Here is a 12,532-nt window from a genome sequence, read left to right on the forward strand (position 1 = left end):
CCTATTTGATCGTGTATCGACGCCCGAGCGGGACGGACGACATCGGAGTGCTGGTGCAGTGCTCGCCGTCCACCTCGACCCGGTAGGTGTCCGGATCGATCCGGATATCGGGGCAGTAGTCGTTGTGGAGAAGGTCGCTCTTGGTCTTCGAGCGGGCACCGACGCAGGCCACGAGGGGCGTATCCAACCCGAGCCTGTCGCCCAGTCCGTCATCGACGGCGGCGCCGGCGACGAAGTTGACCGACACATCGGACGGGGTCTTGCCGAACGCCGCCCACTGGGGTCGGTATTTGAGGGGTTCGCATGTCATGAGCGAGGCGTTCGCCTCCCCCATCACGGACCAGCTCGGGAATCCGCCCTTGAACACGACCTCGGGACGGATGCCGAAGAACTTGGGTTCCCAGAGCACGAAGTCGGCGAGCTTCCCCGGCTCGAGTGATCCCACCTCGTGGTCGATCCCGAACATGCGTGCCGGATTGATGGTGAGCTTGGCCAGGTATCGCAGGATGCGGTGGTTGTCCGCACCGGTCCCGTAGTCCTCCGGCAGGGCCCCGCGGGTTGCTCGCATGTGCGACGCGAGCTGCCAGGTACGGGCTATCGTCTCCCCGATCCGTCCCATACCCTGCGAGTCCGATCCCATCGCGGAGATCGCGCCGAGGTCGTGGAGCACATCCTCGGCCGCGATGGTCTCGCGCCGGATCCGGGACTCGGCGAACGCGACGTCTTCCGGGATCCGAGGGTTGAGGTGGTGGCACACCATCACCATGTCGAGGTGCTCGTCGAACGTGTTGATGGTGTAGGGATTCGTCGGGTTGGTGGACGAGGGCAGGCAATACGATTCGCCGACCACCTGCATGATGTCGGGTGCGTGACCGCCGCCGGCACCCTCGGCGTGGTAGGTGTGGATCGTGCGACCGGCGATGGCCCGCATGGTGTCCTCGTAGAAGCCCGCTTCATTGAGGGTGTCGGAGTGGATCTGGACCTGCAGGCCGAGTTCGTCGCCCGCATCCAGTGACGCCCGGATGGCGGCCGGCGTGGCGCCCCAGTCCTCGTGGATCTTGTATCCGATGGCGCCTGCGAGGCCCTGTTCGATGAGTGGCGCCACGTGCGCGGCGCTACCGTTGGCCAGGAATCCGAAGTTGACCGGGAACTGCTCCACGGCCCTGAGCATCCGGGCCAGGTTGGTCGGGCCGGAGCTGGTGATGCCCACGGTGACCGGTCCCAGGCCACCGCCGATCATGGTGGTGATCCCGCTGGAGACGGCTTCCTCGACCAGACCGACGCTGTCGAAGTGGACGTGCACGTCGATCGCCCCGGGTGTGACGATCATTCCCTCACCCGAGCGGACGTCGGTGCCGGCGCCGATCACGAGGTCGGGATGGACACCGTCCATCAGCCTCGGATTGCCGGATTTGCCGATTCCTGCGATTCGCCCGTTCCTGACCCCGATATCCGTTTTGCGGATACCCAGTACCGGATCGATGAGTAACGCATTGGTGATGACGAAGTCGAGGGCGCCGTCGGCATTGGTGATGGAATTGTGGACGGCCATTCCTTCACGCATGGTCTTACCGCCGCCGAATACGGATTCATCGCCATACACGGTGTCGTCGGATTCGACCCGGGCGAGCAGTTCCGTGTCCGCGAGCCTTACCCGGTCTCCGGTGGTGGGACCGAAGAGTTCTGCATAGTGACGTCGCGATACGCGAATAGACACTGGATACTTCCCTTCGCGTGGATGTCAGGCGGGAGTGGAGCGGAGGAAGCCCGCGTGGTCGAGCGCGTCCAGTAGTTCCTCGGACGGTTCGTCACGCAGCGCCTCGTTGGTCATGTCGTTGAGCCCGTACATCTCGCGGGTCCCGCCGAAGTCGGTCAGCTGGACCTCTCGCTCCTCGCCGGGTTCGAACCGGACCGCTGTTCCCGATGCGATGTCGAGGTGCATCCCGTACGCCAGGCGACGATCGAAGGACAGGGCCCGGTTGACCTCGAAGAAGTGGAAGTGGGACCCCACCTGGACGGGACGATCACCGGTGTTGACCACGGTCACCACCGCGCTCTCGCGCCCGTGGTTCAGTTCGATCTCACCGGCCTCGACGAGCACCTCGCCGGGGGTCACCTGTGGTTCGGTCGGTTCCGGGTGCGTCCCCGGGCGGATGGGGTCGTGGATCGTGACGAGTTTCTGCCCGTCGTCGAAGAACCCCTCCACCTGGACGGTGCCCACGAGATCGGCGACGCCCGGGAGCAGGTCGTCCTCGGTGAGCAGGTGGGCTCCGATGTGCGCGGCCTCCGCGACCGTGGAGCCGGCGCGGGCGGCCTCGACCACCTCGTCGGCAATCAGTGCGCGGGCCTCCGGATAGCTGAGCCTGAGGCCTTTCCCTCTATGGCGCCGTGCCAACTCTGCAGCAAGAAAAAGGAGAAGCCGATCCTCTTCCTTAGGGGTCAGGTGCACGGCACATCTCCTCTACTGAAGGAATTCCGGAAAAGCCGCCCCGGATCGGTGCGGCGTTGCCAGTAATCATTGTCTACCGAGGGTGAACGGATCAAGATCAATTGCCCGTCCACGCCAGAAGTTAAGTGCTCGAAACAACCACGACACATCGCGGCCGGAACGGGTTGTCGATCCCGGATTCTCGTTAACGTGGCCGAAACCGACGGCGCCCGTCCGGGACGATCTGACGCCCGTCGCCCGCCCGGCGGACCGCCCGGAAAGTCTCGCGGTGAACGGCGTCTACGCGCGTGAGCACCTTGTCGGCGCTTGTACGGGGTCGCGGGCCACCGGTCCCCGGGGATGGCGACGAGGAGCCGAATCCTCGCGCGCACCGGCGCTGACCGCGCCCCAAGGCCAGGCTTACCGACGTTCGGTTAGGCTTACTGACCTGGCAAAACACGCAGGGCCTGCCTACGATGAAGACTCCCGGGCGGACGTGACCCCGGTCGAACCTCGACGCCCGTCGAGGTCCCCCGAGAGGAAGGACGCCATGATCATGGCCAAGAAGGCTTCGTCGTTCACTGAGCTACTGACCGCACAGGTCGGACACGAGTTCGCCGCGAGCCAGCAGTACATCGCGATCGCCGTCTGGGCGGACGCCAAGGACCTGCCCCAGCTCGCCGGACGCTTCTACCAGCACAGCCTGGGCGAGCGGAACCACGCCATGATGATGGTGCAGTACATGCTCGACCGCGACATCCAGGTGGACATCCCGGCCGTGCCCGGGCCGCAGGCGAACTTCGCCGGCCCCGTGGCCGCGCTGCGCCTGGCACTCGAGCAGGAGAAGCAGGTCACCCGGCAGATCGAGTCGCTGTTCCAGGCGGCCCGCTCCGAGTCCGACCCGCTGGGCGAGCAGTTCATGCTGTGGTTCCTGCGTGAGCAGGTCGAGGAGGTCGCCAACATGAGCACGCTGGTCGCGATCGCCGAGCGTGCGGACGACGACTGGTTCCGCATCGAGGAGTACCTCGCGCGCGAGACGGACTCCTCCTCCAACACCGGCACGCCGCCCGCGGTGGCCGGCGGCGCCGTCTGAGGTAGCCCCTCCCCCAGCCCCCGGTTGGCGGACACCCAGCCCCCGGTTGGCGGACACCCTCCCTCGGTTGGCGGACTGAATGCGCGTCCACGCAGCTCCGAGACGCGCATTCTGTCCGTCAGGTTGCGTGAGGGTGTCCGCCAACCGCGTGGGCGCAGGCGATCGGCGTCAGGAACGCGCGTACTCCACGTAGCTCACCCCGCTGTCGAACCCGACCCGCCGGCGCGCGACCAGCGGCAGCCCACCGGTGGACCCGGAGATCAGCGGCCTCCCTTCGCCGATGACCACCGGGGTGACCTTGAGCCGGTACTCGTCGATCTCCTGCGCCAGTTGACCGGCCAGATCGCCGCCCCCGCACAGCCAGACGTCGAGGGGTGAGTCCTCCGCCTTGAGCCTGCGCACCAGCTGGACCGGGTCCTCGTCGGAGGCAGTGAGCCCTTCCTCGACGGGCAGGTCGCCCGGCCGGTGGGTCACCACGTACTGGCGCAGGTGCGGATACCCGCTGGCCAGGCCCTCGTCCACCGCCACCTGATGGGTGGTCCTGCCCAGGATCACCGTGTCGAACGCCCGCGGCGGCGTGTCCGCCAGTCCGAGCGGGCCGCGGAAATGCCCGGGGATGGTCTCCGGATAGTGCTCGACTATCCAGGCCATGTGGTCGCCTTCGGCCAGGAAGACGCCGGTACCGCCGTCGGGCGCGGCGATGAAGCCGTCGACGGTGACGGCCACGTAGTAGATGAGCTTTCGCATGATGTGTCCTCTCTGCGGATCGGTCTGCTGCGTCCACCCCGCGGTGGCGGGGTCAGGCCAGAGTGATCACGTCGTCCACCCCCACCCGCTCGCAGAACGCGTCGTCATGACTGACCAGCACCAGAGCACCCCTCCACTGCGCCAGGGCATCGGCCAGCACCTCCACCCCGTCCAGGTCGAGGTTGTTGGTGGGCTCGTCCAGCACCAGCAACTGCGGGACCGGGCGGGCGAACAGCCGCGCCGCCAGCGCCGCCCGCAGTCGCTCCCCGCCCGAGAGATCGCCCAGCGCCCGGAACCCCGCCTCACCGGTGAACAGCATCCGCGCCGCGTGGGCGTGGACCTGCTCGGGATCGGCCTCGGGGCGGACCGCCCGGATCTCGTCCACCACCGACCGGTCAGGATGCTCGATCCGCAGATCCTGCGGCAGCAGCGCCCAGGGCACGTGCACGACCTCGTCGTCGTCGTCGTCCAACAGCCGCCGCAGCAGCGTGGTCTTGCCGCTGCCGTTGGGCCCGGCCACCCGCACCCGCGCCGACCCCGCCAGGTGGACGCGACCCGCGACCGGATCGAGGGTGTCCAGCACGATCCGGCCCGCCGGCAGCCCCGGATCCGGCATCGGGATCCGCAGCAGGTCCTCACGACGAACCCCGGCGTCGGCGGCCTGCATCCGCGCGCGCGCCTGCTCGACGCCCTGCTCGTGGACCGCGCGCAACCTGCCCGCCGACTCCTGCGCGGAACTGCGTCGCGCGTTCATGAGGATCTTGGGCATCCCACCCGCCGCCTGAACCCGTCGCCCCTGTGCGACCCGGCGGCTCGCCTTCTCCGCCCCCTCGGCCTTGTCCCGCCTCTCGGCGCGCAGGTCGTTGCGGGCGCCCGTCAGCGACTGCAGTGCTGCCGCCTGCTCCGCGTCGACCACCTCGCGATAGTGCGAGTACGGTCCCCCGAACACCCGGCACCGCCCGGCGCGCAGCTCCACCGTGGCGTCGACCCGCTCGAGAAGCTCCAGGTCGTGGCTCACCACCAGCGCGAGGCGATCCCGTCCGGCGGTGAACCGGTCGAGCGCGTCGAACAGCCTCGCCCGTGCCCGCCGGTCCAGGTTGTTGGTCGGCTCGTCGAGCAGCAGCACCCGTGGCCCCGAGAGGAGACGGCCCGCCAGCGCGGCGAGCGTGCGTTCCCCGCCGGACAGCGCCCCGAGCGGCCGCCCCAGATCGGTGGGCAGTCCGAGTTCGGCGAGCAGCGCGACCGACCGCCCGGCCACGGACCAGTCGTCGCCGATCGTGGCGAAGTCGTCGTCCCTGCCCCGTCCCTCCTCGATCCGCTCGATCGCCGCCAGGCGTGAGCCGACCCCGAGCTCGTCGGCGAGGGTGCGTGCTGCCGGGGCGTCCGCGAGCTGCTGCGGTAGGTAGGCCACGGAGGGCGGCCGGGCGGGTTCGGCGTCGACGCTGATCGCGCCGTGCGAGGGCGTCAGCTCACCGGCGCTCAGGCGTAGCAGTGTGCTCTTGCCGGCGCCGTTGCGGCCGACCAACGAGGTGAGGCCGGGTCCCACGGTGAGGTCGAGCCCGGTGAAGAGCGGGGTGTCGTCGGGGAACGCGTACGCGACGTCCGACAGGACGAGGGAAGACATGCATGCTCCAGGGAGGTGGCGGATCGGCCGGGTCTCACCTGGGGTCGAGCACTGTCCTGAAGTCTCCTCGTCTCGGTGGTCTCGGCTGGCACCCCTCGCGACCGTGGGTCTCCCCGCGATCGCGCCGTGCGCCTGCCGACTTCCGATGTGCACGGTACACGCGTCCACCCATCGGCGTCCACGGTTGGCGGACAGCTGCGCCGATCCCCCTGCGGTTGGCGGACAGCTGCGCCACGTTGGCGGACGGTATGGCTGCTCCGCGGCCCCGAATTCGCGCCAGATGTCCGCCAACCGAGGGGCGATGTCCGCCAACCGGCGGGGCGGGCTACATGAAGGCGCTGGGGGGCAGGCCCTCGCGGCTGGACATGGGCAGCTCCTTCTCCAGCTTCTCCATGAAGAAGTGCGACTGCACCGCCGTCCAGATGTTGTTGGTGAGCCAGTAGAGACCGATCGCGATGGGGAAGTTGAAGAAGTACGCGCCCACGATCGGGAAGAACGGGAACAGGTACATCATGATCTTCATCGACTGGTTCATCGACTCGGTCATGGACTCGGCCATCGACTGGAAGTCCTGCGGCTTGTCGCCGGGCTTGGCGGCTATCGGCTTCCCGTCGGCGTCGACGTCGCCGTCCGGGTCGTCGGTAGTCGCCGGGGTGGGAGCGGCGGGCTTCTCGCCGTCGACCTCGACCACCTCACCGTCGACCACCGGCCCGCCGGCACGCTCGTCGGCGTCGACCTGCGCGATCGCCTCCTGCTCGGCCGCCTTGGCCGCCTTCTGCCGGCGGAAGGAGTTCCACATGTTGATGAAGGTGGCGATGCCGGCCAGCACGAACAGCGGCACGGCCAGCATGAGGATGTCCTCGCGCACCAGCCCCGGGTGCAGGGAGTCCATGACCTCCTGCGGCATGCGGATGTAGGAGGCCAGCGGCACACCGAAGATCTCCGCGTTGAGGAAGGAGGCGACCTGCTCGGGGTCGAAGGCCCCGTTGGTCATGGTCGAGGCCTCCTCGATCGACTTGCCGGGAGGCGAGAAGTTCAGCAGCACGTAGTACAGGCCCAGGAACACCGGGATCTGCACGAGCAGCGGCAGACACCCGGCGGCGGGATTGACCCCGGCGTCGGCGTACAGCGCCTGCATCTCCTTGGCCTGCTCCTGGCGGTCCTCCGGGGACTTGCGATCCTTGTACTTGTTCTGCAGCTCCTTCATCTTGGGAGCGATCTGCGCCATCTTGCGCATCGAGTACTGCTGCCGGTACATCGACCGCATGAGCAGCAGCCGCACGGTCACCACCAGCAGCAGCACCGACCCCACCCAGGCGAGGCCCGAGTTGCCGTCCACGACGAAGCTCAGCACCCAGTGCCAGAACTTCATGACGAGCGACACCGGATACGCGAACAGGTCCACGGGCGAATCTCCAGGAAGGACGGCGGCGCCGGGCCGGGCGCACGGGGTGGGGCGGGACAGTGTGGGACGAGACAGTGGGGCGGTACAGGGCGGGTCAAGACTAGAAGGCCGTCCCCCAGCGTGCCAGGGTCAGCGGCAGCGGTGGGGCTCGGGGTCGGAAAAGGCGAGGTCAGCTGCGCCGCGGGCCGGCGGCGCCGGGGTCAGATGCTGCAGCCCACCCACACCGGCTCGGGGTGCAGCCGGACGCCGAACGCCTCCCGGACGCCGTCGCGCACCTCGCGCGCCAGCGCGATCACGTCGTCGGCGGTGGCGTGGCCCCTGTTGGTCAGCGCGAGCGTGTGTTTGGTGGACAGGCGGGCGGGCGACGACGACGAGGGGTGCCCCTTGCCGAACCCGGCCCGCTCGATCAGCCAGCCCGCGGAGAGTTTGACCCCTCCCGCCGCCGCGAACGCGGGCATCTGCGCGGCCTGCTCGGCCCCCAGCCGGTCCGCGACCCGCGACCGCACGGCTGGGAGTTCGTCCTCGCTGATCACCGGGTTGGTGAAGAAGGACCCGGCGCTCCAGGTGTCCTCGTCGTCGTCGTCGAGCACCATCCCCTTCCCGCGGCGCAGCTCCAACACCGTGCGCCGCACCAGGGCGGGGTCGGTCCGCTCCCCCGGCGCGACACCCAGCCGGCCGGCGAGTTCGGCGTAACGGATCGGCTCGCTGCGACCTGCGGCGTCCAGGCGGAACTCCACCTCCAGGACCACCGCGGCTGACGAATTCTTGAGCACGGAGGTGCGGTAGGCCAGCCCGAGCGCGGCCGGCTCCACCCACTCGTCGGTGCCGGTGGCGCGGTCGTACCAGCGCACGCGGTGCAGCACCTGGGCCACCTCGACCCCGTAGGCGCCCACGTTCTGGACCGGCGTGGCGCCCACCGAGCCGGGGATGCCGGACAGGCACTCGAGCCCGCCGTACCCGCGCGCGACGGTGTCGGCGACGAGGTCGTCCCAGGGCAGTCCGGCACCGGCGCGGACGATCACCCCGGCCGCCGCGTCGCCTGCGCCCGCGCGCGGACCCGGGCTCGGAGACGGACTCGGTGCGTCCTCAGGGCGGTACCCCACCTCGCTGTTGCGCACGGCCACCACCACCAGGTCGAGCTCGCCGCCGGCCACCACCAGGTTCGACCCACCGCCCAGCACGAGCACCGGCACCCCGGCGTCGTCCAGTGCGGCGACGGCGGCAGCGACCGCCTCGGCCGTGTGGCACTCCAGCAGCGCGCGCGGCCGGCCGCCGATGCGCAGGGTGGTCAGGTCGGCCAGGCTGGGGTCGGGGACGGCGACGAGGTCGGCCACGTCGGACAGCCCGCGGATCACGTCGCCGATACGGTCAGCGGCACCTACTGCAGCGCGGTCTGCCGAGTGGTCCGCGGCGCGGCGATCGGAGGAGGGCGAGAGCACGCGTCCGAGAGTAACCGCCCCCTTGTAGTGTTTGATCCCATGGCGACCCGCTTCTCCCACTCGGCCCGCATCGACGCCCACCTCGAGACCGTGTTCACGTCGTACGGCGACGAGGCGTTCTGGCACGACCGCATGGCCGCCATCGGCAGCCCCGAAGACACCCTCGACCACTTCGAGAACACTGCGGACTCCACCACGGTGACCATCACGCAGCACATCCCGGACGAGGACATCCCGGACGTGGCCCGCAAGGTCCTGCCCGGCCGGTTGATCATCGTGCGCACCACCACCTACGCCGACTTCGACGGCGAGCGGTTCTCGAGTTCCGCCCGCGCGGAGGCCGCCGGCGGACTCGGCGTGATCAACGGTGGCTCGGAGGCCGTCAGCCAGGGCGGCGTGGTGGTGGAGTCCGCGACGGGACAGGTCAAGGTGTCCGTCCCACTGCTCGGCGGCAAGCTGGAGAAGCTGGTCGTGACCCACCTCACCCGGTTCTTCGACGCCGAGACCCAGCACCTCAACCGCTGGACCGCCGCGCGCTGACCACTCTGATGACCTGGGGTTCTGCGATTCGGGCCCGGATCGACGACAATCGGTCCAATGAGCCCGCGGCACGACACCCAGCGATTCCCCGCCCATGACCGACCCGGCGTCCAGAATGCCGAGACCCAGCAGTTCGCCGCAGCTCCGGGCGGCTACGGCGACGCCGGAGGACCGGGATCAGCACACCCGGACCAGGCGCGCTCCGGCCGGCGGCGGCGCGGACCGCTGATCGCCCTGGTCGCCGCGATCGCGGTGATCGGGCTGGTGGCGGGCGTGGTGGGGCTGGAGTTCGGCACCCGCAACGCGGTCGAGAACCGGATCCAGGACGAGGTCACGGCCTCCCTCGGCAGCCCGGCCACCGTCGAGCTGGGCGCACGGCCGGTGCTCCTCACGTACTTCGGCGGCGATCTGGGCAGCGTGCGGATCACCACCGACGGCACCGCCGCGGAGGGCTCGAACGGTCCCGCCCCGGCCATCGACATCTCAGCCGACGGGGTGCGCGCGGAGGGTGACCTCACCTACGTGGACTCGCTGACCGGGACCGCCTTCGTCTCCGACCAGGCCATGTCCACCGCGGCGCAGCAGGAGTCCACCAGTGGGATGCTCGGTGGCCTCATCCAGGTACAGGAGATCGTCTCCGACCCGGCCTCCGGCACGCTCCGGGTCTCCATCAGCGGCCTGGCCGAAGCGGTGGTGACCCCCCGGCTGACCGGCGGGAACCTGGAGTTGGACCCCTCCCAGGCCACGATCCTCGGCTTCCCGCTCCCGTCCGAACTGCTCGGCGGCACCATCTCGATGATGGACTCCGCTCTCGCCGACCTCCCCGAGGGCGTCGAGCTGACCGGGGTGCGGGTGGTCCCGGGCGGGATGGTCGTGGACCTCCGCGGACAGGACGTCGTGCTGGAGGCGACCGAGTAGCCGTCGGGCACGGCGCCGCGCGGCACACTGGGGGCATGCGCCTGTTGCTCCTCGCCGACACCCACGTGCCCACACGGGCCCGTGACCTGCCCTCCCTGGTGTGGGACGAGGTCGATCGCGCGGACGTGGTGGTCCACGCGGGCGACTGGATGGACGTCGACCTGCTGGACGCGATGGAGGAGCGATCAGAGCACCTGATCGCGTGCTGGGGCAACAATGACGGTCCGACGCTGCGTGAGCGCCTGCCCGAGGTGGCGCGTGCGACGCTCGACGGCGTGCGACTGGCGGTGGTGCACGAGACCGGGGCGTCGGCGGGGCGCGACAGACGCATGGCCGCGGCCTACCCGGAGACCGACGTCCTGGTGTTCGGCCACTCGCACATCCCGTGGGACACCACGGCGCCTGGTCGGGGTGCAGGAGATCGTGGCCTGCGCCTGCTCAACCCGGGGTCCCCGACCGATCGCCGCCGGCAGCCGCACTGCACGTACATGACCGCCACCGTCGCGGACGGCGTGGTCGGCGACGTCGAGCTGCACCGGCTCCCGCGGACCCGCTAGCTCCTGCCGGACGGCGGGCGCCGGATTCTGCCACCCTGGGGCGTATGACCACAGAAGCCACCATGCGTGCCGTCACCCAGCAGTCCCTCGGCGAGCCGGACGTCCTCGTCGTCGCCGACCACCCGCGCCCCGAGCCGCGTACCAACGAGATCCTGGTGCGCGTCAGGGCCGCGAGCGTCAACCCCACCGACTGGAAGCACCGCGAGAACGGCGGCTTCCTCGGCCAGCCGCCGTTCGTGTTGGGCTGGGACCTGTCCGGGGTGGTCGAGGCGGTCGGCATCGGGGTGGCGCGGTTCGCCCCCGGCGACGAGGTGTTCGGCATGCTGTCCTACCCGTTCGGGCACGGAGCCCACGCCGACTACGTGGCCGCGCCCGCGGCCTGGTTCGCCCCCAAGCCCGCCTCGCTCGACCACGTGCAGGCCGCCGCACTGCCCCTGGTGTCGCTGACCGCGTGGCAGGCGCTCGTGGAGTACGCCGACATCCAGCCCGGGCAGCGGGTGCTGATCCACGCGGCCGCCGGAGGGGTGGGGCACGTCGCCGTCCAGATCGCCAAGGCCCGCGGGGCGTACGTGATCGGCACCGCCAGCGCCGGCAAGCATGACTTCCTGCGGGAACTCGGCGTCGACGAGCCGATCGACTACCGCGAGGTGGACTTCGCCGAGGCGGTCCGCGACGTGGACGCCGTGCTGGACACCATCGGCGGCGAGACGTCCACGCGTTCCCTGCGCACCCTGCGGACCGGCGGGATCGTGGTGTCGATCCTGCCGGTGGGGTCGGACGACTTCTTCCGCGAGGCCGAGGAACTGGGCGTCCGGGCGGTCCGCATGCTGGTGGACGCCTCCCGCCACGACCTGGTCGCCGTCACCGAGTTGGTGGAGCGGGGCGAGCTGCGGGCCAGCATCGCCGAGGTCTTCCCGCTCGAGCAGGCGGCGGAGGCCCACCGGCGCGGCGAGACGGGCCGCACCACCGGGAAGATGGTGCTCACCACCGACTGACCGGGCGACGCCGGGCCGGCCCCGCCCGCTCAGGCCTCCGGGAAGCCCCCGAGCACGGCGCGACTGCCGCTCAATCCGAGACGGGTCGCGCCGGCGGTGATCATGGCGCGGGCGGTGTCGGCGTCGCGGATTCCACCTGAGGCCTTGATGCCGAGCTGCCCGCCTACTGCCCGGTGCATTGCCGCGATTGCACGCACGCTGGCTCCCCCTGCGGGGTGGAAGCCGGTGGAGGTCTTGACGAAGTCAGCGCCGGCTCGGGCGACCGCGCGACACAGTGCTTCGATCCGCTCGTCCCCCGCCTCCTCACCCAGCGCCTTGTGGATGGCGGCGGTCTCGAGGATCACCTTGATCACCACGGGCGGCGGCACAGCGTCACGCATCGTCAGCACGTCCGCCATCACCTCGTCGACCAACCCGGCGATGGCCGCGCCCACGTCGATCACCATGTCGACCTCGCGCGCGCCCTGGTCCACCGCGAGGCGCCCCTCCATGGCCTTGACCAGCGCGTGGTGCTTGCCGGACGGGAAGCCGGCCACAGTGGCCACCGTCAGGCCCTCGGCGCGCACCGGGAGCATCGCCGGGCTCACGCACACCGCCTTGACCCCGAGGTCCCGGGCCTCGTCCACACAGGCCTGCACGTCCTCCCGGGAGGCGTCCGGGGAGAGCAGGGTGTGGTCGATCATCGCCGCGACGCGGGCCCGGGTCAGCCCGTCCGGCGGCGTGGTCGGGGCGGCGTTCCGGGGTTCGTTCTGCGGGGAGGCGTCCATAACGGCCAGCCTAGCGGGG

At 70.2% G+C, this 12,532-nt stretch carries 12 protein-coding genes and 1 pseudogene; 5 read left to right on the forward strand and 8 right to left on the reverse strand.

Annotated features, from left to right (window positions below):
• Position 1 precedes the first annotated feature (1 nt).
• Positions 2–1,717, reverse strand: a complete 1,716-nt coding sequence (gene ureC / locus NJE57_RS04185; protein WP_319027132.1) for an urease subunit alpha — start codon at positions 1,715–1,717, stop codon at positions 2–4.
• 24 nt (positions 1,718–1,741) lie between these two features.
• Positions 1,742–2,449, reverse strand: coding sequence for an urease subunit beta (locus NJE57_RS04190; RefSeq protein WP_319027134.1), 708 nt, complete (start codon positions 2,447–2,449; stop codon positions 1,742–1,744).
• Positions 2,450–2,978: 529 nt separating this feature from the next.
• Here NJE57_RS04190 and NJE57_RS04195 point away from each other — a divergent pair.
• A complete protein-coding gene (locus NJE57_RS04195; RefSeq protein ID WP_413464356.1) occupies positions 2,979–3,521 on the forward strand; it encodes a ferritin in 543 nt (180 codons plus the stop codon).
• 168 nt (positions 3,522–3,689) lie between these two features.
• Here NJE57_RS04195 and NJE57_RS04200 read toward each other — a convergent pair whose 3' ends face one another.
• The 5 genes and pseudogenes from NJE57_RS04200 to NJE57_RS04215 all read right to left on the reverse strand — a co-directional run bounded on the left by NJE57_RS04200 (position 3,690) and on the right by NJE57_RS04215 (position 8,631).
• Positions 3,690–4,268 (reverse strand): dihydrofolate reductase family protein, encoded by a 579-nt coding sequence (locus tag NJE57_RS04200; RefSeq protein ID WP_319027137.1) that lies wholly within the window; start codon positions 4,266–4,268, stop codon positions 3,690–3,692.
• A 52-nt stretch (positions 4,269–4,320) separates the two neighbouring features.
• A complete protein-coding gene (locus NJE57_RS19980; RefSeq protein ID WP_413464363.1) occupies positions 4,321–5,037 on the reverse strand; it encodes an ATP-binding cassette domain-containing protein in 717 nt (238 codons plus the stop codon).
• A gap of 234 nt (positions 5,038–5,271) precedes the next feature.
• Positions 5,272–5,820 (reverse strand): annotated as a pseudogene (locus tag NJE57_RS19985) (ATP-binding cassette domain-containing protein); the annotation flags it as partial.
• A 397-nt stretch (positions 5,821–6,217) separates the two neighbouring features.
• Positions 6,218–7,297 (reverse strand): membrane protein insertase YidC, encoded by a 1,080-nt coding sequence (yidC, locus tag NJE57_RS04210; RefSeq protein WP_319027141.1) that lies wholly within the window; start codon positions 7,295–7,297, stop codon positions 6,218–6,220.
• Positions 7,298–7,497: 200 nt separating this feature from the next.
• A complete protein-coding gene (locus NJE57_RS04215; protein ID WP_413464364.1) occupies positions 7,498–8,631 on the reverse strand; it encodes a UDP-N-acetylmuramate dehydrogenase in 1,134 nt (377 codons plus the stop codon).
• Positions 8,632–8,775: 144 nt separating this feature from the next.
• Here NJE57_RS04215 and NJE57_RS04220 point away from each other — a divergent pair, with 144 nt between their 5' ends.
• The 4 genes from NJE57_RS04220 to NJE57_RS04235 are packed head-to-tail and all read left to right on the forward strand — an operon-like array spanning position 8,776 to position 11,746.
• A complete protein-coding gene (locus NJE57_RS04220) occupies positions 8,776–9,276 on the forward strand; it encodes a DUF2505 domain-containing protein (RefSeq protein WP_319027145.1) in 501 nt (166 codons plus the stop codon).
• 57 nt (positions 9,277–9,333) lie between these two features.
• Positions 9,334–10,194, forward strand: a complete 861-nt coding sequence (locus NJE57_RS04225; protein WP_319027147.1) for a DUF2993 domain-containing protein — start codon at positions 9,334–9,336, stop codon at positions 10,192–10,194.
• Between the two features lie 35 nt (positions 10,195–10,229).
• The gene (locus tag NJE57_RS04230) at positions 10,230–10,751 is read left to right on the forward strand and encodes a metallophosphoesterase (RefSeq protein WP_319027149.1); all 522 of its coding nucleotides are present in this window, start codon (positions 10,230–10,232) and stop codon (positions 10,749–10,751) included.
• 44 nt (positions 10,752–10,795) lie between these two features.
• Positions 10,796–11,746, forward strand: coding sequence for an NADP-dependent oxidoreductase (locus NJE57_RS04235; protein ID WP_319027150.1), 951 nt, complete (start codon positions 10,796–10,798; stop codon positions 11,744–11,746).
• A gap of 29 nt (positions 11,747–11,775) precedes the next feature.
• Here NJE57_RS04235 and deoC read toward each other — a convergent pair whose 3' ends face one another.
• Positions 11,776–12,513 carry a deoxyribose-phosphate aldolase gene (gene deoC, locus NJE57_RS04240; RefSeq protein ID WP_319027152.1) on the reverse strand — a complete coding sequence of 246 codons (738 nt, stop codon included), beginning with the start codon at positions 12,511–12,513 and terminating at the stop codon, positions 11,776–11,778.
• Positions 12,514–12,532 lie beyond the last annotated feature (19 nt).

This window comes from Dietzia sp. PP-33 (assembly GCF_033790845.1).
Classification (GTDB): Bacteria; Actinomycetota; Actinomycetes; order Mycobacteriales; family Mycobacteriaceae; genus Dietzia.

What these genes read in the sequence shown, in the direction of transcription:
- NJE57_RS04195 (WP_413464356.1), top strand. Translation starts at nt 2,979, where the DNA reads ATGATCATGGCCAAGAAGGCTTCGTCGTTCACTGAGCTACTGACCGCA.
- NJE57_RS04200 (WP_319027137.1), bottom strand. Translation starts at nt 4,268, where the DNA reads ATGCGAAAGCTCATCTACTACGTGGCCGTCACCGTCGACGGCTTCATC.
- NJE57_RS19980 (WP_413464363.1), bottom strand. Translation starts at nt 5,037, where the DNA reads ATGCCCAAGATCCTCATGAACGCGCGACGCAGTTCCGCGCAGGAGTCG.
- NJE57_RS04220 (WP_319027145.1), top strand. Translation starts at nt 8,776, where the DNA reads ATGGCGACCCGCTTCTCCCACTCGGCCCGCATCGACGCCCACCTCGAG.
- NJE57_RS04225 (WP_319027147.1), top strand. Translation starts at nt 9,334, where the DNA reads ATGAGCCCGCGGCACGACACCCAGCGATTCCCCGCCCATGACCGACCC.
- NJE57_RS04230 (WP_319027149.1), top strand. Translation starts at nt 10,230, where the DNA reads ATGCGCCTGTTGCTCCTCGCCGACACCCACGTGCCCACACGGGCCCGT.
- NJE57_RS04235 (WP_319027150.1), top strand. Translation starts at nt 10,796, where the DNA reads ATGACCACAGAAGCCACCATGCGTGCCGTCACCCAGCAGTCCCTCGGC.
- deoC (WP_319027152.1), bottom strand. Translation starts at nt 12,513, where the DNA reads ATGGACGCCTCCCCGCAGAACGAACCCCGGAACGCCGCCCCGACCACG.